Raw genomic sequence first — 17808 nt, 5'->3', positions numbered from 1 at the left:
TAGATCAGGCTAAGAATGCAGATGAAATTAATCAAGCCCAAGCAGACGGAATTACAGGAATCAACAGTATTCCAAAATCAAATGGTACAGTAGACGAGCAGAAGAAGGCCGCAACTGATGCCATTGATAAGGCCGCCGGAGCTGCTAAGGATGCCATTAATAAAGACAGTAGTTTAACAGATGCTGAAAAAGCAGCTGGCAATAAAGCAGTCGATGCTGCCGCAGCTAAAGCTAAGGAAGAAATCAACAAGGCTGTTAACTCTGATGATATTAATAAGGCTAAAGAAAATGGTTTAGCTGAAATTGGTAAGGCTGTTCCAAACAGCACTTTAGATAAGCAAAAAGAAGATGCTAAGAAGTCAATTGATGACGCTGCTTCCGCTGCTAAGGATGCCATTAATAAGGATCCTAAGTTAACAGATGAGCAGAAGAAGGCGGCAACTGACGCTATTGACAAGGCCGCTTCTGCTGCTAAGGATGCAGTAGATCAGGCTAAGACGCCAGATGAAGTTAACCAAGCTAAAGAAAATGGTTTAGCTGAAATTGGTAAAGTAGTTCCAGATAGCAGCTTGAATAAACAAAAAGAAGATGCTAAGAAGGAAGTTGATGACGCCGCAGCCAAGGCTAAGGATAAGATCGATAAAGATCCAAACTTAACTGACAAGCAAAAAGAAGATGCTAAGAAACAAGTTGATGATGCCGCAGCCAAAGCTAAGGATGAAATCGACAAGGCCAAGACCCCAGACGAAGTTAACAAGGCTAAGGACAAGGGAACTTCAGATATTGACAAGCAAGTACCAGGCAACAACACACCAGGTAACAGCTTAGAAGATCAGAAGAAGGCCGCTAAGGATGCCATTGATAAGGCTGCTTCCGCTGCTAAGGATGCCATTAATAAGGATCCTAAGTTAACAGATGAGCAGAAGAAGGCGGCAACTGACGCTATTGACAAGGCCGCTTCTGCTGCTAAGGATGCAGTAGATCAGGCTAAGACGCCAGATGAAGTTAACCAAGCTAAAGAAAATGGTTTAGCTGAAATTGGTAAAGTAGTTCCAGATAGCAGCTTGAATAAACAAAAAGAAGATGCTAAGAAGGAAGTTGATGACGCCGCAGCCAAGGCTAAGGATAAGATCGATAAAGATCCAAACTTAACTGACAAGCAAAAAGAAGATGCTAAGAAACAAGTTGATGATGCCGCAGCCAAAGCTAAGGACGAAATCGACAAGGCCAAGACCCCAGACGAAGTTAACAAGGCTAAGGACAAGGGAACTTCAGATATTGACAAGCAAGTACCAGGCAACAACAATTCTGGTGGTAATGGCAATGGTGGAAATAGTAACCCTGGTGGCAATGGTGGTAACACTAACCCAGGTAACACTAATTTAACTTTTGATAAAATTTTAGAAGACCAAAAGAAAGCTGCAGACAAAGCAATCGATGATGCAGTATCTGCAGCTAAAGATAAAATTAATAAGGATCCAAACTTAACTGATGAGCAAAAAGCAGCCGCTAATAAGGCAGTTGATAATGTGGCAGCCAAAGCTAAGGATGCAATCAGTAAAGCTAAAACTCCTGAAGAGCTAAAGCAAATTCTCGATAATGCTATAGCTGAAATTAATAAGAATATTCCTAGTCAAGGGAATAATAAGCCAGATGCTATTGAAAAGCGGCTTAACCACAATGCTTACTTCTATAACAAACAAGGTAAGCGAGCTAACTTATTGGTAGCTAAGAGCGGTTCGATAATTTCAACGTATGGAATAGAAAAGATTAACGGTCGGGAATTCTACATAACAGATAATGGCTTATACGTAGCTGTTAATAATGTTATTAGTAACAAGCGTCGCCTGAAACGGAATGCATTTGTATATAACCGTTATGGCAAGCGTGTAGGTATAACATTACTTAAGAAGAATTCAGAAGTTGGCACATATGGTGATCCAGTGAAGATCAAGGGTATTGCATACTACATCATTGGTCAAAACCGCTATGTCAAGGCAGCCAATTTTGCATTTGTAACTGTAGAGGCAAATAATACCCTTGCTGATGGAGTAACTGCGAATGCAGAAGTTCACCATAATGCATACATTTATGATGAAAATGGTAACCGTTTGAATAAGCTTGTTCTAAAGGCAGGATCCAGAATTACTACTGGTGAAAGTAGAACGATTAGTGGACAGAAGTACGTAGCAATAGCTGAAGGTCAATATGTAGCAAGTGATAATGTTACAGGAACTGGCCGTAAGTTAAAGCACAAGTCATATGTATATAACCAATATGGCCAAAGAATAAGTCGGAAAGCATTAAAAAAGAATAGTGCAGTTCAAACTTATGGTAATGCAGTAAATATTCAAGGTAGCGAATATTATGCAGTTGGTCAAAATAAATTCGTTAAACGTTCTAACTTCAAGTAAAATCAAGAAATTCTTGAACAAACTTAAGTAGTAAAAGAAGCTCCTATCTCAAAAGAGGTAGGGCTTCTTTTTTTATTATTAATAAATTCAATTTTATGTCAAACTAAGCTATTTTAAATTACTATTTAGATTTAGAACTATCGTTATATAATTTTGTATACTTTATATTTAAAACGTATTTATTACTGTCAATTTTTAAAATATATTATTAATTACAAGGAAAATTAAGAATATTAAAATTTATAAAACGTGTTTTTATTAATTGAGATTAAAATATAAATATTAGTATTAAATAGCAACATAATTTACTTTTATTTATAAATTTAAAATTGCAAAAACCTACTCTATCAAAGCATTTCAGATGGAAATTTAAGAAAAAATAAAAATAAAAAAATTTAACAAATGTTAATTGACTATTATTAACTTTCAGTTTATATTAAAAATAAATTAACAAGTTTAATGTTATGGAGGAAAGACACAATGAAAAAAAGTTCTAAATTAATGGTGATTTCAACTGCTGTATCATTATTTACACTAGCAACTGGAACAATTGCAACTGCACTCGTCAATGCCTCTACTAAAAATAATCAGGAGAATACAATGCAAATTGATCAAATTGCAACTAAACAGTTAAGTCGAGCTGGTTATGTATTTAGGTTATCTTCAAATTCGCTGATGAACCCAATGTATAGACAAGCCGAGCAAGTAGAAAAATATAGTAAAGCTTATGTTGAGCAACTGGTAGTCAATAAAATATTATTCAAAGTAACTGAAGTTAATTCTTTAAATAAGCATATAATGGTGCATATTATTGACCAGAGTGGGAAATATCAAGGTTGGGTTAGCTTGCTGACTGGTATTTATAATGTTAAGGCACTTAAGCGCAATTTAAAGCCTCTGGTTAAAGCTGAATTTGAGGTAATGAGGATTAAAGATAGTCAAGGGAAGAAAGCAGCTTTAAAAGAATTAATAAAGGTTGAACAAGAAATCAAGCGATTACCTAAACGTAATAAGGAAATAGGAGAGAATTCTTTACTTGAACTACAACGTTGGCTTAATCATGGAAATTATCAATTTATACCAAGTTTAATGATTGGTCAATATTAATATAGTAGTCTCCCAGCTTGGGGGACTATTTTTAGTTATTAAGAATAAGGTGTATTGGTAGAGTCAACTTCTAATATGATAAGCAATTTAATGAATTTAACGGTTAAAGAATATCAGTCTACCAATAAAAGTCAATTATTTTTTTCTAAAATAAAAATGTTATTAAAAGTAAAAATAATCAGTTAGTTATCTACTATGTGGAAAAAATAAGTATAAATTTTATTGAATATATAAAGCTTAAAAGTCGTTTGGCAATTAGATCTGCACGTGTGATTGGATATTCTTCTACGTTATCTTTGAAATAGATTTCGTCCTCCCTGAAATGTTTCACAAAGCAAATTAAGCCAATTCAACTAAAAATTAAAAAAATTATTTAATTGGTAATACGTTGTGTTAAAAGTAACATAATATTATCAATGGTAAATAAAATTTTATTGACTATGCAAAATTTATCATATGTTATATTTCTAATTTTATTTAAAAAAAACTAGTAACTGTTTTTAAAATATTATACAATAATTATGTAAGATATATATATATATATTGGAATAATTGTTTGCGCAAACATGGTTTTTTAAACATATTTTTTTAAGGATGTGAAATGAAATGAAAAAGTTTTTAATGTCTATGTTGGCGATTTCTTCATTAGCAGTTGGGGGAGTTGCAACCGTTCATGCAGACGGTCAAGATAATTTAGAATTTGATACATATAGAGCAACAAGAACTGCAGTTAAATCGTATCATTTTGATAAAAATATTTTTACTGGTGAAGAATTAAACTTTAATAGTTATAGATATATAGTAATTCCGGCAAGTTCTAAGCAAACTGGTTACACTAATCAACAAATTAACGGTGCGTGGAATTATAAAACATACTTACATACTAATTTTTATAAGGGAGGATATTAATTATATATAAAATTTAATATTAAATGATAGGCTTATTTAATCCTATCATTTTTTAATACCACATTTTATCAAGGAGACTGTTATGCTTGAAGTTAATCATCTCACAATTAAAACCCGTCAACCAATCCTACATGATTTTAGTTATCAGTTTATGCCTGGTCAGTTTTATCAGATTGCTGCCGAAAATGGTTTAGGCAAAACTAGTTTTTTGCGGGCAATTACTAATTTGATCCCGATTGCCGCTGGAAGAATTCGCTTAGAAGGTAAACCGTATACCCAAAATAAGGACAAAGTTTTTTTCTTCGAAAGTAATGACTGGCTCAATCCCAATCTTAATAGCTTAGACTATTTAAAATTTATCAAAAACATGTGGCACTCACAGGTGAATTTAGCAGACGAGTTAGCCTTCTTAGGGGTACAAGATTACGCCAAAGTACCCATTAAAAAGTATTCACTAGGAATGAAACAGAAATTGCTGGTAGCCATGTATTTTGTAAGTGATGCCGAATATTATTTAATGGATGAAATAACCAATGGTTTGGATGAGGTAAGTCGCAAGCAACTTTATGACCGCTTAGCGCAAGAAGTTTCGCATAAAAACAAATGTATTATCATGACCTCACATTATAGCAGTGAACTAAGGATGATCAACGCTCATCGCTTAGTTTTAGAACAACAAATGATGCGTGAGGTGTAGGAATGATGTCTTACTTTGGTTTTCAATTTAAAAAAATTACCAAGCATAACTTAACCATAATTGCTTCGTGCATTTTAATAATTATTTCTTTTGGTGTTTTATTTCTTAATGCTAATCAAATTGACAGCGGAGAATCAATCAAGGGTCAGATACAAGGCAATATTGTAATCCAAAAAAATAATATTGCCCAAGATAAGCAAGCATTAAAAAAATATTCGCCGACTGGTGAAGGTTACCGTCAAACTAAAATCGCACTGAAGCAAACAAAAAAACAATTACAAGCAAATCAAGCGTTGATTAAACATATTAATAAGGGGCAATGGAGACCAGTTTATAAGGAAAAAATCAAAGAGAGTAATAAAATGAAAACTACCGGATTAAGTGAGCGAAACCTTGACTTTGTTAGTGGCATCAAAAAGCGCTATCAATATTTAGTTAAGCATCCGCTGCCTTATGAAAGTGATGCAGCCGTTACTGGTATTCAGTTTTGGTCAGATTTAAACGGAACCTATTGGCCAATTTTATTTACCTTAGTGATAATTTTTATTTTAACGTATCTATATACTGACGCTTATAAAAATGGCTTAGACATCACCACTGCTTTACCAATAAATGTAATGCGTAAGCAACTATCTAATAGTTTGGTAGGATTAGCCATTAGTTGTTTATTATATTTATTGTTAAGTTTATTAGTTTTTACCGGAGCATCTTTAATCTTTGGCACGGGTAATTTACAATACCCAGCTATTATTCATCATCTAGTCAATGGACGGCAAACAGTTGCTGTAGTTCCGTTAGCTACTTTAATCCCCCAAATTTTAATCTTACAATTTTTGGAATTTATATTTTTAGTACTGTTTATTCAGTTACTGGCAAAACTATTGCATAATCAGTTACCGACCCTGTTATTAGCGGTACTTTTAGTAGTAGGTATTGGATTAGCAACCACCATAATTGAACCTTTGGCTCAGATTGCCCAGTGGCTACCTAACACTTATCTTAATGCAATCAATGTAGTTTCGGGGGTAGTTGCTGATAACTTAGATAATTACCATATTAATTTTACTAGTGGGGTAGGTACCCTACTAATTGGTTCACTTGTTTTGTTTAGTTTGATTTGCTTATTAGAACGGACTAGAACTCATCATTTCAAAGAAGTGGAGGTACTGTAATGGCTTATCTCCTATTTCAATTAAAAAAAGTAGTTAAAAATAAGTTGACGCCAATTTGTCTTTCTATCCTGATTCTAATTTTGGGCTTTATTTTATTTTTGAATCTACGTACCGCGCCCCAATTTACCTTGCAGGCAGGAGCCCAAAAAGAAGGTACTTACTATCAAACAGAGATTGCTAAGTTAAAACAAAATCTGAAGCAGCAAAAGAAAAATAGTGACCTTTATCAAGAAACTGAACAAGATATTAATAGTAACCAAAAAATTGCCAACCAAGATTATCAAATACAAAAAGCTGCTCAAGCTGCTAAGTGGCAGTTAGCTTATACGCTGATGTGGCAAAAAAAGCAGCATGAAAAAAAACACTTAGAAAACATTGCTGACCAGGTTGATCCCGCTCAAGTGACAGAGACTAATAACAAACTAAAATTTTTTGCCTATCTTAAAGACAAACCACTCGCTTATGAAAATCAAGATATGCCAGTAACGGGAATCCAATTTTGGTTGCACCTTAACCAGCAGTATTTACCGTATCTATTTACTTTGGTGGCTTTGTTTATCTTAACTTTATTATTAACAGAACCTTATCATCAAAAACTTGATCTAACTCGGCTCAATCCCATTAGTAAATGGCGTCAAGCTTTAACGGAAATTAGTGCGGGTTTAATATTACTAGGGGGAAGTTTTTTGGTAATAAATTTGTTAATGATAATTGCCGCAACGATTTTTGCTGGTGCTGGTAATTTAGCTTTTCCGTATTTGACCTATAAATTTGTTAACGGTCGAATGATGACTAACTTTGTGGCTAGTGACAATTTAATTTTACCAATTATTGCTTTACAACTTTTAGGCTTGTTATTCTTAATAGTTTTGGTAAGATTTTTGGCCATAATTTTTCGTGCGCAACTGCCCACATTGCTGCTTGCACTCTTGTTAGTATTAGGAGTGAATGTGGCGGTAATAGCTGTCCCAATGTTAAGAAAAGTTAGTGCTTGGTTACCGGTGACGTATCTAAATGCGGTTGATACTGTTTCGGGGAAACTAGGAATGTTATACCAAAATCCGCAATTAAATTTTAGTGCGGGAATCATTGTTTTGCTTGGTAGTATAGTGATTATCTTAGTTTTAACTGTTATTGTTGAGTATACATATCAAAATAGCAAAGCTTAGTAATAAAAAATTTACCGGTCTTATTATTAAGTATCAAGTAAAAACCGTTCCAACTCTTTTGAATTGGAACGGTTTTTTATTACAAGCTGGTCTGGATATTATCAGCTAGATAATTGTAAAGCATGCCTTGCTGTAGCTGTTTAGTTTCAACCCCTAAAGCCTCAGCAATTGCATAAGCATATGCCCACGCAGTAGCCGGACCGCGACTAGTAATAAGCTTATTTTTGTGGTCAGTTACTGTAATTGTTTCTTTAAATTTGCCAGTTGGTGCATCTTGCTTAGTCTGTTTGTCAAAACCTGGATAACAAGTATAATCAGCGTTGTCTAATATGCCATAACGGGCTAAGGCAATTGGAGCAGCACACATCGCTGCATTCCATTTGCCTTCTTCGTGACGCTTAACCATTAAGTCACGAAGGTTTTTATGATCGCGTAAATTTTCGGCACCGCTTTTTCCGCCTGGGAAAGCAACTAAGTCATAATCTAATAAACTATCATCTAATACTTTGTCACATGTAAGTAGAATTTGGTGATCTCCAGTGATTTTTGGGCTAGTTAGACCAACCATGTCAGTTGGAATGCTTAAGCGTCGCAAAACATCAACTACGCTTAATCCTTCTACTTCTTCACAACCATCGGCAAATACAACGGCAACTTTTTTCATGGTAATACCTCTTCTTTCTATATAATATTATAAACTAGCTGAGATCAAGATAAAATAATAAGTCACTTAACTTATTTAAATGTAAGGTGGGGCGCGGACTAATTGGTAATTTGCTTTTTTTGGGTGCAAGCCATAGTGATTGCAAGTTTGTATTTACGGCTCCTTGAATTTCATCAGCTAAATCTGTTCCAATGACTAAACATGTATCAGGGTCTAATTGCTCTTGGCGGACAACTTGCGCTAAAACTGATTTAGCAGGCAATTCTTGGGTAAAATCATCAGCAAAATAGGTAGCAGCAAAATAAGTTAGCAGTGCACTTTGCTCTAAGCGAGGAGTGATAATCTGTTTTGACTCTTTAGCCAACATGATTAAATTAACCTGGTCAACGACTGCATCTAAAAACGAAATAGTTCCTTTGACTAATTGATGCTGTTTTTGTAAATTTATAGTAAAAATTTCTGGCTGAAGATTGAACGCATTTAGGATTAATGAAATTCGCTTGTTTAATCCTAGTAGTTTGGTTTTTTCTTGTAATTTGGTATATTTTAAACGCTCACTTGGACCAAATGGCTGCTTTGATTTTAGTGTTTGACTTAGAGCATTTTTTTCAGCGACTTGTTCATTAAGTAAACTACCTTCTGGAATAAATATTAACGTTTCAAATTTTGTCACTTAAATTTACCTTCTTAAATTGGTTTATTAAGTATATTATAATCGATATGATGATCAAGAAGGGCCAATACCTATAATTCTATAATGTGTTTTGATTTTTTGGGAGGAATTATGACAAAAATTTTATTAGCGGTAGTGTTGATAATCGTTCAATTTGATATCTAAGTTTGATTACTATATATTTACCGATAAAAAATGTACTGTAGATCATGCAATTAAGAATATTATTTATAACACTAATCTTATTGCAGGTAGGCTATTTATTTTATAAGGCATATATGTTATAGTTTAATCCACGTTATGCTATAGCTGAAAGGAGAATATAAGTTGGCAACGGAAATTTATTTAGTGCGTCATGGCGAGACCATGTTTAACCAGTTGAATAAAGTTCAGGGCTGGAGTGATTCGCCCTTAACAATAAAGGGAATCGACGACTTGAAAAAAACGGCTAATGCATTAAGTCAAGTTCATTTTGACAATATGTATTCTTCTGATCTTAAGCGAGCAATTGACACAGTTCATTTAATAAAAGATGCTAATCAAGTTTCTAAAATAGGTAAAATAAAGAAATTACCAGAATTTCGTGAGGTTTTCTTTGGCTCATTTGAAGGCGACGATATTGACAATACTTGGCAACAAGTTGCATTAGCTGCTGGTTTGAAAGCAGAAAAAGATATTACGAGTATTATTAATCAAGTTGGAATTGCTAGATTCCGGCAAGCGACGAAAAAAGCTGATCCACGGCATTTAGCAGAAAATAGCCAGGAATTAGATAAACGAATGGAACGGGCAATTTCTGTTTTACAGGAATTGACTAAAAATGAGCAACGGGTATTAATTGTTTCCCATGGTGATTTTATTAAAACTTTAGCAATTAAGTATTGGCAGCAAAGTGATGGTCAGCATGATATTATTTTTCCTAACAACGGCAGTATAAGTCGGGCACTTTTAGCTGATAATGGCAAGTTTGAAATTATTGATTACAATATTGATGCTGAAAATATTTAGAGTTCTACTAAAAGTAGGACTTTTTGCTATTGAGAGGTGAAGTTAATGAATGATCATCGGACTAAGAGATATATTTATGTAACTGTCTTGAATGTAATTATAACGGTTAGTGAATTTTTAGGCGGTATAATCTCTGGCTCGCTATCGTTATTGTCGGATGCAGTTCACAACTTAAGTGATGTTGGTGCAATTATTATTTCATTTATAGCTCATTTAATTAGTAAACGCCGTAGTAATCAGTATAAGACATTTGGTTATGAGCGTGCAGAAACTTTAGCTGCATTCACTAACGGAATTATTTTAATTATTATTAGTATTGTCTTATTTATTGAAGCAATTGAGCGTTTTTGGCAGCCTAATGAAATTAGTGGGCCAATTATGTTAGTAATAGCGATAATTGGGCTAGTGGCGAATGTGATTTCAATGTTAGTCATGCATCAAGCTGAACAAAATAATTTAAATGCTCGTTCAACTTTTATTCATATGCTAAGCGATGCGCTCTCAAGCGTAGCAGTAGTGATTGGTGCAATATGTATTTATTTTTGGCATGTCAGTTGGCTTGATCCAGTAATGACTATCTTAGTGTCACTCTTTGTTTTACACGAGGCTTATGGCTTAACCAAGCAGGCAGCTAATATTTTGATGGAATCTAACCCAGATATTGACTTAGCTGAAATAAATAAAATTGTATTGTCTTTTCCTGAAATTAAAAATATGCATCATGTTCATGTTTGGCGTTATAGTGAGCGCTATATTATGTTAGATGCTCATGTTAATGTAGCTCCCGAATTGACAGCGGAAGAATTTGAACAATTGACACAGGTAATTAGTCAAAAGCTGATAACTTTGGGTATCAACCATATTAACTTTCAAGTTGAATGTGAACGGGGGAAGAATCATCGGCTGATTGAGACTAATCATGATTATTAAGAATAGGAGAAAAAATGAATTTTCAAGTTAATCTTTTTACAGCAATTATTGTTTTAATCGTTGGCTTATATGATATGGCCTATGCTTTTAATAGAAAACGCTACAAGCAAAGTAAAGGTTATAATGCCTTTATGATTTTAGGGCTTATTTTTACAATTAGTGGCATTATTTTGTTAATTATGCATTGGGTGAAGTAAAATGGTGAAATTGGTACTATTGCGTCACGGAGAAAGCATTGCTAATTTTACCAATACTTATACTGGATGGAATGATGTCGCCTTAACTACGAAAGGAAGAGAGCAGGCCAAAGCAGCAGGTCAATTACTTAAGGAAATTGCAGATTTCAATCCTACTCATATTCATACTTCTATTTTAGTTCGAGCTATTGAAACAGCCAATATTGTAGCAGAAGCGGCCAATATTTTATATTTACCGCTAACTAAGACATGGCGCCTAAATGAACGACATTATGGCATTTTACGTGGAGTCAATAAAGACCTGTCACGACAAATTTATGGTGATAAGCAGGTTTTGAAGTGGCGTAGAGGTTTTTATTCAATTCCACCTGCTGGAAAAACACTTTATGATCGGCGCTATATTAATTGTGATATAAGACGTTTACCGCAAGCTGAAAGCCTCTACCAAACGCAACAACGTCTATTGCCGTACTATCAAACAGCAATTGTAAGTAAAATGCTTAAAGGTGAAGATCAACTAGTAGTAGCTCATGGCTCTAGTTTACGAGCATTAATTAAAAAAATCGAACAAATAGATGATAATGAGATTGTAAAACTTGAAGTAGCTAATGCAGAACCCATTATTTATACTTTTGATGATTACTTACATATTTGTGATAAAAAAATTTTAAACTAAATTTTTAATTGCTTTTTACTTATAATTAAGAATTAGCCAAATTTATGTTAAAATTTACTACGATACTAAATAAATTTACATTCTTAGTTTGGAGTATAAGGTATGCGTAAAATATTTTTATTACGAGGCGCACCTGGCTCCGGTAAATCTTCTTTCATTTCACGCCATCATTTACAGCCATATGCGATCAGCCGCGACCAAATTCGCTTGTTGTTGGCTAATTTAACCTATTATTATGAAGAAGATACCGATTGCCTGCGTCAAGTTATTCCGCGCTCAGCAAATGAACAAACGGAAAAAGTGGTAGATTACCTCGTAGAAGAAAAAATGAAGCGTGGCGAAACCGTTATTGTTGATAGTACTCATATTTCTGTTGAAACTATTGAGCATTATCAGCCGTTGCTTGAACGCTATCGCTATGAATTATTTGTGGTTGATTTAATGTACCACAAGAATTTGCAAAATTTACTTAATCGTAATGAAATTCGCCGGCAATATGATTGGGTTAAGCCTGAGGTTGTGCGGGAAATGTATTTATCTTATCAAGATAATTTTGACTTGCCAGAATGGGCGCATGTAATCAATCCTAATCAAATGGCTAAAGTTTTGTCACAAAGAGAAAGTAATTTGGATCATTTTGCTCATGTAGTTGCCATTCCTGATCAGATGGCTGAAGCAGACTTTCCCCATGTACATATTTCTAATTTTTATTTTTCATTTAATGATAAATTTACTGCAAAGTATGGTACATATCGTAACGTAGTAACAATTGGTAAAACAAAAGATGAAATTATTAATCAATTTCGTTTACCCTATTTTGTATTTAAGTTTCATCATAAGCACTTTTTAATTTCTGCTTATCCAATTAGAAATGAACTGCTAGATCCAATTAAAAAGGTCAAAGGTGTTTGGACTTATTCAACTGGTTTAGTAAATTTAGCTGACTTCGTTGCACCTTTCCCGTCAAGTAAGCCACAGCATGTTCATCAATTCAACTTAAGTAAATTGCAACCAGACCGATTATTGCATATTTGGTAAAATTAAGACGCAAGTAGGTCATTGTTGGTAAAGAACTAGGATCTGATCCGATGTTTAATCGGCATCAGGTCTTTTTAGTTTCAATTAAGTTGATTTTGGCCACAAAAAAACTGTTAATAGAATTTTCCATTAGCAGTACTTAAACAGAAAGCTTAAAATAAATGTAGTAAAATTACTAGTTTAAAGGTTAATTAATTTTTTTTGATCAATATAAAACATTACACCACAATAAATCATTAGTAGCAAAGTGACTATCATGGTTACTGGTAAACTAATATTGGTTGTAGGGGCGGTTTCATGTAAAAAGTCCGCTGGGGCATAGCTAACTAGGTTAGGTAATTTGAAAAGATTATTAAAGAGTAATAAGACTATTTGTAATACTAAACCAGAACAAGCAGCTGCAAATTTATTTTTAACCCACAGGGATGTGACTGTGACAAAAACCGCAAATAAGCCACTCCAAAAAGCTGCAAAAATGATTGAAAGAATTGCATGTATAAATGGATGAGTATAGTAGAGGGAAACAAATAATGTATTAAAGTTGATTACTAAAATATTTTTATTTAATAGATTATCAGGCTTGATATTTGGCAAAATCATAAACCAACTAAATAAATTAGCAGATAAAGCGAGTGCAGTTACAATGAAACCAGTAATAAAGGCAATTTTTATATAGTCGAATAGAACCTGTTTAATCGATTTTTGTAGTTTCCATTTATATAGTAAGCCGCTATCATAGTCTTCTTTAAGCATAATGCTTGCTGGTAGGCTACTAAAAATTGGTAATAAGATAAAGAAGACAATTGGAGCAAAATTAAAAGAATCAATTGAAAGCCAGCGTGTATAAGGTGAATCTTCGATTGGAATTTTTGTTAAGGTGACAAATTGTAAAAAACTAATTATTAAAGCAATGATAATAGCTAAGATTAGCCAGCGTTTAGCTAAGCGTGACCATAAAACTTTCATTTTTTCTCCTTTTTATTCTAAAAGTAACGAATATTTGACATAATGTTTTTTTGTAGGCACTAAAAAGCTAATTCGCAGCTTTTTAGTGCGTTTATCATAGGAATTACGTGGAATTGAAAAATGTAGTGTAACTGGCTGCTTAGCATGAACAATTGCTGGATATGGTCCTACAAGATGGTTATTTCTGTCATAGCACGTATCAACTGGATTACTAAGGCCATATGGATTATTTAAATAAAAGTTTTCAATGTAATTAGCATAATTCTTTTTCATACCATAATTCGGAGTACCGGTTTGATGAAGTGAGAGTTGAACTCGCGCGCTTACTTCATTTTTGGACTTAATTAATTTTACTTGGTGAATAATGAAGTTAACATGATAGGCATGAACTACCTTTTTTTGTTGAAAAAATTTTTCTTCTGTTACCCCAGATTGCGTAAGATTACTATTTACTTGCTGATAGCGTAAATAGCTGACGATTATTAAGGCAAAAATTGCCAAAAATATTGACCATAGTATTTTTTTATTTTTCATAATTAACGGTCCCTTCTTGCACAGATAATTCTTTAGTTGCTACTTGTTCAACAAAGTTAGAGTCATGAGTAGCAATGAGAAACGTTAGTCCATCATGTTGGTATTTATGAATCAGCTTAACTAATTTAGCAATGCTTTCTTGATCCAAGGCATTAGTTGGCTCATCTAATACAATTAAGGGGTATCTTCCTAAAAGGGCCTGAGCAATTCCTAATTTTTGTTTCATTCCTAAAGAAAATTTTTTAACTTTTTGCTTAGGAAACCTTGATAAATCAAAATAGTCAAGCAGATAGTTGATTTCTTCGATTTGAATATTTGAATCTAATTTAGCTAAAAGGAGTAAGTTTTGATAAGCAGTGAATTCTTCAATCAAACTTGGATTTTCAATTAAGATACCTGCTTTGACAGGATAGGGCTCTTCTGGTTTAACCAATTTACCATTAACCGTGATACTACCAGTAACTTTAATTAGCCCTAAAATAGCTTTTAAAATTAGTGTTTTACCTGAACCATTGATTCCTTCTAATGTAGTAATACTATTTTGTTCAATGCAGGCATTAATATCATGTAAAAGTGCTCTTTTTTTAACGACTTTCCCTACTTGTTTCAATTCAATAAAACTCATTTGATTTCTCCTTTATTCAAAACTAGTATGGCGCTCAACCAATAAATAAATGAATGCTGTAATGATTGTAGTGATAACTAGTGAAATGATGTTGTTTTGATTAATTCTTAATAGCATTAAGCTATTTAAAGGGTTATTTTTCCATAAGGTGTAAGCTGTAATAATTAATAAAGTAATAGGAATAATTATGCCGAGTGGTGCATTAAAATGATTAATAATTGCTTGAAGTAGCAACAACCATAAAATTCCTAGCCAATTAACTAGGCAATTTAATCCTAGAGTTTCTACTCCAGATAAATAATTAATTCGAAGCATTGGTAACTGTAATAAAAGCGTGCATAAAGTTTGAATGCTTTCAGTTATTAAGACATAAACGAGAGAAATTAATCCCAAGAGCTCGATATTGATCTTGGCGTAAGTTCTAGCGGAATATTGCAAACCTCTTAATTGAATTACTCTTGCATGCCATAGCTGGCGAAAACTGTTTAGCATAATTAACATAGGAATTATAAAATAAATAAACCAGTTAATCGGTAAATGTATTGTTATAAAATCTACTCCAGCAAAAAAGGATGTAAAAACAGAATAATGAGGATTGGCACTAAAAGGAATATTGGACAAAACAATTGCTAAACTGATTAAAATTAACCAAAATAATAATCTTTGCTTAATTATTTGCCACAAGTATAGTAATTGATCCCAAAATAATTGCTTCATAAAAAATCCTTCTTTACGATAATCAGATTTAAAATAGCATCGGTTAAAAATAGCAAACCTAATAAAATTAAGCTTCTAGAAAAGATGATTGAACCAAAGTCGAGTGCTAAAAAATCATAGAATAATGATGCCTGATGATTTATATTTAAAATAAAACTTAGGCAGTTGATGGCAAATACTAGTAAAAATGTCAAAATTTTATTTTCAGTTAAATAAAAAAAGATTGCGCTGATAAAGCCAAAGACTAGTATTACAATTTCAAAATAAACTATTCGAAGTAACAATTCAGCCCAAATTTTTAGAAAAATAGGGAAATAGCCACTTAAGAAAATAACGATCATAATTGCTAAAAACCAAGTTGCTGTAATGATTATCGAATTGAAGATAATACGATAGACTATTTGTGCTAATAAAACATTTCTAGTATGACATCGTAAAGTATCGCCTAGGCGTATTTTTAAAGTGGATAAGAGCACAAGTATAAATGTCGGAATTAAACCAAAAAAAATATTATATCGTAAGAAAATAAAGTTAATTAGGCTTAAAGCTGAATAATCACTTGCCTTTAAAAAAGTCAGTGATGATAAAGCAAGTATCAAAGAGACAATTCCAGATAGAAAATAATTTTTTAGAAAAGCTCGATTAAGATAATTTTGTTGCTGGTAAACTGTATGGTACATTATAGCTTCCTTTGATTTTTAATGACTAGGTCATAATTATAATATTCTAAGATAGCGCTTACTTATATTGTTAAACTATATACAAATATTGTCAATTGTGAATTTGACTAGGTGGCAAGTACTTACCGTTTATAATTAGTTGCCTATCTAATTAGAATTATAGGTAAAATAAAAAGACTAACTTCAAATATTTGCATAAGTTAGTCTTTTTATATTTTAAATTACTTTAAATTTTTTATTTAAAAGCTAAAGCACCCATTGGATCCCATGGTAGGAGTTGAATAGGGTCTTTAGCACCATCGGCAAATTCAGCTTTCAAGTCATCTGACAAGAATTTCTTATTAATAACAGCTTGGTAAACAAAAGCATCAAACCAAGCATCGCTCATCACAAAGTAACCTTTAAAGCCGGGTTTTTCACCCCAAGAGTTTTCAATCTTCCATTTAGTTGGCTTACCTTCAACAAGATCAACGCCCGTAATAACCATTGCGTGATCCATCATGCTTTCACCAGAATCAAGTTTATCAGCTTTTGACATGGATAAATCAATGTCAAATAACTCATCGCGCTTGTAAATATTAGTATCGAGTAAGCCAAGTTGTCTTTCCGAATCCTTACCAACATTGGAACCAAACCAAACAACTTCGCCAGCCTGCAATTGCTTAATGATTAAATCTTTCATTTCAGCAATTTCTAAGTTTAAGTGACGTACTTGACGACCACCAACCACGTTACCTAAGTACTCAACTGAGAAGACTTTATGATAAGGTTTGTCAGCAGTTGGCGAATTGATAATTGAGACATGATCCTCAAGATTCATACCAACATACTTAGCGAAGAACTCTTTTGGAGTAATTCCAGCTTCGCGGTGGTAATTACCTTCATCATCTTTGTATTCAAAGTCAAATTTCTTTGGTGGCATTCCTAATGAAACTACCAGAACACGGAAGACATCGTTTAAGAATTCATTCTTACGTGCCTCAACTTCATCTTCTGACTTACCTTCATTAATCATAGTGCGCAAAACTAGTCCATCTTTGCGTAAGAGCGTATTCAAGGTGTCATTTAAAGCACTTGAATTGGTAGCATTGGCTGTTTCTGGATAAACTGATTTTGGTACGATACCATATTTTTCAATTAAACCGCATAGCATATCCCATTGACCACCATCTTGTTGTGGGGTAGCAAATAAAAAGCTAACTTTGCGATCACCCAATGGTTGCTTAGCACTGGCAATCACATTTTCAAAGAACCAGTTTGATTTTTCAAATTTGTCCCAAAAGTTAGTATAGTTTTGGGATAATTCGAAGTCTTTAACTTTGTATTCCTTTTGTAGGGGATGACGCATCGTATTTAAAGCTGAGAACATCCAGCAGCGACCTGATTGCTTTTGATCAGATGGTTTTCCCGTGTCAATTTCAATTGAAAAAGTTGGGTCTAAGTCGATTTTAGATTGTAAATTTTGACTAGCCTTATAGATACCATTTTGTTGGGCAGCGCGGCTAGCAATGTTGATACCGGCATGCTTAGCTAAATCAGCTGTATAGTTGGCAATATTATCATTGGTAATTTCTTTTGTCATAAATATTATTCCTCCTTAAAATATTAGTTCTATTTTAGCTTAATCAGCTT

Annotated in this window: 19 protein-coding genes; 11 read left to right on the top strand and 8 right to left on the bottom strand. The window is 33.3% G+C overall.

Annotation, left to right across the window (positions count from 1 at the left end):
- The 6 genes from F5ESL0230_RS06570 to F5ESL0230_RS06545 all read left to right on the top strand — a co-directional run.
- Positions 1-2414 (top strand): DUF1542 domain-containing protein (locus tag F5ESL0230_RS06570; RefSeq protein ID WP_122022110.1); only part of this gene is annotated, 2414 nt, incomplete at its 5' end.
- A 480-nt stretch (positions 2415-2894) separates the two neighbouring features.
- Positions 2895-3521: a hypothetical protein gene (locus F5ESL0230_RS06565; RefSeq protein ID WP_122022109.1), complete on the top strand. Its 627-nt coding sequence runs from the start codon at positions 2895-2897 to the stop codon at positions 3519-3521.
- A gap of 606 nt (positions 3522-4127) precedes the next feature.
- Positions 4128-4430 carry a hypothetical protein gene (locus F5ESL0230_RS06560; RefSeq protein WP_122022108.1) on the top strand — a complete coding sequence of 101 codons (303 nt, stop codon included), beginning with the start codon at positions 4128-4130 and terminating at the stop codon, positions 4428-4430.
- A gap of 82 nt (positions 4431-4512) precedes the next feature.
- The gene (locus tag F5ESL0230_RS06555) at positions 4513-5127 is read left to right on the top strand and encodes an ABC transporter ATP-binding protein (RefSeq protein WP_122022107.1); all 615 of its coding nucleotides are present in this window, start codon (positions 4513-4515) and stop codon (positions 5125-5127) included.
- Between the two features lie 2 nt (positions 5128-5129).
- Positions 5130-6299 (top strand): hypothetical protein, encoded by a 1170-nt coding sequence (locus F5ESL0230_RS06550; RefSeq protein WP_122022106.1) that lies wholly within the window; start codon positions 5130-5132, stop codon positions 6297-6299.
- Positions 6299-7468 carry a hypothetical protein gene (locus tag F5ESL0230_RS06545; protein WP_122022105.1) on the top strand — a complete coding sequence of 390 codons (1170 nt, stop codon included), beginning with the start codon at positions 6299-6301 and terminating at the stop codon, positions 7466-7468. The genes F5ESL0230_RS06550 and F5ESL0230_RS06545 overlap by 1 nt, the downstream gene beginning before the upstream one ends.
- 79 nt (positions 7469-7547) lie before the next feature.
- Here F5ESL0230_RS06545 and F5ESL0230_RS06540 read toward each other — a convergent pair whose 3' ends face one another.
- Both F5ESL0230_RS06540 and F5ESL0230_RS06535 read right to left on the bottom strand, forming a co-directional pair.
- Complete coding sequence (locus F5ESL0230_RS06540) at positions 7548-8132, bottom strand: DJ-1 family glyoxalase III (RefSeq protein ID WP_122022104.1); 585 nt, start codon at positions 8130-8132, stop codon at positions 7548-7550.
- A 34-nt stretch (positions 8133-8166) separates the two neighbouring features.
- Positions 8167-8805, bottom strand: a complete 639-nt coding sequence (locus tag F5ESL0230_RS06535) for an HAD hydrolase-like protein (RefSeq protein ID WP_122022103.1) — start codon at positions 8803-8805, stop codon at positions 8167-8169.
- Between the two features lie 327 nt (positions 8806-9132).
- Here F5ESL0230_RS06535 and F5ESL0230_RS06530 point away from each other — a divergent pair, with 327 nt between their 5' ends.
- The 5 genes from F5ESL0230_RS06530 to F5ESL0230_RS06510 all read left to right on the top strand — a co-directional run bounded on the left by F5ESL0230_RS06530 (position 9133) and on the right by F5ESL0230_RS06510 (position 12654).
- Entirely contained in the window at positions 9133-9813 is a 681-nt protein-coding gene (locus tag F5ESL0230_RS06530; RefSeq protein WP_122022102.1) for a histidine phosphatase family protein, read from the top strand.
- Between the two features lie 45 nt (positions 9814-9858).
- Positions 9859-10743, top strand: coding sequence for a cation diffusion facilitator family transporter (locus F5ESL0230_RS06525; RefSeq protein WP_122022101.1), 885 nt, complete (start codon positions 9859-9861; stop codon positions 10741-10743).
- A gap of 14 nt (positions 10744-10757) precedes the next feature.
- Entirely contained in the window at positions 10758-10940 is a 183-nt protein-coding gene (locus F5ESL0230_RS06520; RefSeq protein WP_122022100.1) for a hypothetical protein, read from the top strand.
- Position 10941: 1 nt separating this feature from the next.
- The gene (locus F5ESL0230_RS06515) at positions 10942-11616 is read left to right on the top strand and encodes a 2,3-diphosphoglycerate-dependent phosphoglycerate mutase (RefSeq protein WP_122022099.1); all 675 of its coding nucleotides are present in this window, start codon (positions 10942-10944) and stop codon (positions 11614-11616) included.
- Between the two features lie 102 nt (positions 11617-11718).
- The gene (locus F5ESL0230_RS06510) at positions 11719-12654 is read left to right on the top strand and encodes an AAA family ATPase (RefSeq protein WP_122022098.1); all 936 of its coding nucleotides are present in this window, start codon (positions 11719-11721) and stop codon (positions 12652-12654) included.
- 180 nt (positions 12655-12834) lie between these two features.
- Here the strand turns inward: F5ESL0230_RS06510 and F5ESL0230_RS06505 are convergent, their stop codons facing one another.
- The 6 genes from F5ESL0230_RS06505 to pepC all read right to left on the bottom strand — a co-directional run bounded on the left by F5ESL0230_RS06505 (position 12835) and on the right by pepC (position 17758).
- Positions 12835-13620 carry a hypothetical protein gene (locus tag F5ESL0230_RS06505; protein ID WP_122022097.1) on the bottom strand — a complete coding sequence of 262 codons (786 nt, stop codon included), beginning with the start codon at positions 13618-13620 and terminating at the stop codon, positions 12835-12837.
- Between the two features lie 12 nt (positions 13621-13632).
- On the bottom strand, positions 13633-14154 hold the full coding sequence (locus F5ESL0230_RS06500; RefSeq protein ID WP_122022096.1) for a hypothetical protein: 522 nt from the start codon (positions 14152-14154) through the stop codon (positions 13633-13635).
- Entirely contained in the window at positions 14144-14779 is a 636-nt protein-coding gene (locus F5ESL0230_RS06495) for an ATP-binding cassette domain-containing protein (RefSeq protein ID WP_122022095.1), read from the bottom strand. Before F5ESL0230_RS06495 ends, F5ESL0230_RS06500 begins: the two co-directional genes overlap by 11 nt.
- 12 nt (positions 14780-14791) lie before the next feature.
- A complete protein-coding gene (locus F5ESL0230_RS06490; protein ID WP_122022094.1) occupies positions 14792-15496 on the bottom strand; it encodes a rhodopsin in 705 nt (234 codons plus the stop codon).
- On the bottom strand, positions 15493-16176 hold the full coding sequence (locus F5ESL0230_RS06485) for a hypothetical protein (protein WP_122022093.1): 684 nt from the start codon (positions 16174-16176) through the stop codon (positions 15493-15495). Before F5ESL0230_RS06485 ends, F5ESL0230_RS06490 begins: the two co-directional genes overlap by 4 nt.
- A 235-nt stretch (positions 16177-16411) precedes the next feature.
- A complete protein-coding gene (gene pepC / locus F5ESL0230_RS06480; RefSeq protein ID WP_122022092.1) occupies positions 16412-17758 on the bottom strand; it encodes an aminopeptidase C in 1347 nt (448 codons plus the stop codon).
- Positions 17759-17808 lie beyond the last annotated feature (50 nt).

Origin of the sequence: Lactobacillus sp. ESL0230 (assembly GCF_003692805.1) — a bacterium.
GTDB lineage: Bacteria > Bacillota > Bacilli > Lactobacillales > Lactobacillaceae > Lactobacillus > Lactobacillus bombicola.
The sequence above is the reverse complement of the archived record's forward strand: the minus strand, read 5'-3'. Positions and strand labels throughout refer to the sequence as shown.

Excerpts from the sequence above, each read along its gene's own strand:
- F5ESL0230_RS06565 (WP_122022109.1), top strand. The coding sequence starts at position 2,895 with ATGAAAAAAAGTTCTAAATTAATGGTGATTTCAACTGCTGTATCATTA.
- F5ESL0230_RS06560 (WP_122022108.1), top strand. The coding sequence starts at position 4,128 with ATGAAAAAGTTTTTAATGTCTATGTTGGCGATTTCTTCATTAGCAGTT.
- F5ESL0230_RS06555 (WP_122022107.1), top strand. The coding sequence starts at position 4,513 with ATGCTTGAAGTTAATCATCTCACAATTAAAACCCGTCAACCAATCCTA.
- F5ESL0230_RS06550 (WP_122022106.1), top strand. The coding sequence starts at position 5,130 with ATGATGTCTTACTTTGGTTTTCAATTTAAAAAAATTACCAAGCATAAC.
- F5ESL0230_RS06545 (WP_122022105.1), top strand. The coding sequence starts at position 6,299 with ATGGCTTATCTCCTATTTCAATTAAAAAAAGTAGTTAAAAATAAGTTG.
- F5ESL0230_RS06540 (WP_122022104.1), bottom strand. The coding sequence starts at position 8,132 with ATGAAAAAAGTTGCCGTTGTATTTGCCGATGGTTGTGAAGAAGTAGAA.
- F5ESL0230_RS06525 (WP_122022101.1), top strand. The coding sequence starts at position 9,859 with ATGAATGATCATCGGACTAAGAGATATATTTATGTAACTGTCTTGAAT.
- F5ESL0230_RS06520 (WP_122022100.1), top strand. The coding sequence starts at position 10,758 with ATGAATTTTCAAGTTAATCTTTTTACAGCAATTATTGTTTTAATCGTT.
- F5ESL0230_RS06515 (WP_122022099.1), top strand. The coding sequence starts at position 10,942 with ATGGTGAAATTGGTACTATTGCGTCACGGAGAAAGCATTGCTAATTTT.
- F5ESL0230_RS06510 (WP_122022098.1), top strand. The coding sequence starts at position 11,719 with ATGCGTAAAATATTTTTATTACGAGGCGCACCTGGCTCCGGTAAATCT.
- F5ESL0230_RS06505 (WP_122022097.1), bottom strand. The coding sequence starts at position 13,620 with ATGAAAGTTTTATGGTCACGCTTAGCTAAACGCTGGCTAATCTTAGCT.
- F5ESL0230_RS06500 (WP_122022096.1), bottom strand. The coding sequence starts at position 14,154 with ATGAAAAATAAAAAAATACTATGGTCAATATTTTTGGCAATTTTTGCC.
- F5ESL0230_RS06495 (WP_122022095.1), bottom strand. The coding sequence starts at position 14,779 with ATGAGTTTTATTGAATTGAAACAAGTAGGGAAAGTCGTTAAAAAAAGA.
- F5ESL0230_RS06490 (WP_122022094.1), bottom strand. The coding sequence starts at position 15,496 with ATGAAGCAATTATTTTGGGATCAATTACTATACTTGTGGCAAATAATT.
- F5ESL0230_RS06485 (WP_122022093.1), bottom strand. The coding sequence starts at position 16,176 with ATGTACCATACAGTTTACCAGCAACAAAATTATCTTAATCGAGCTTTT.
- pepC (WP_122022092.1), bottom strand. The coding sequence starts at position 17,758 with ATGACAAAAGAAATTACCAATGATAATATTGCCAACTATACAGCTGAT.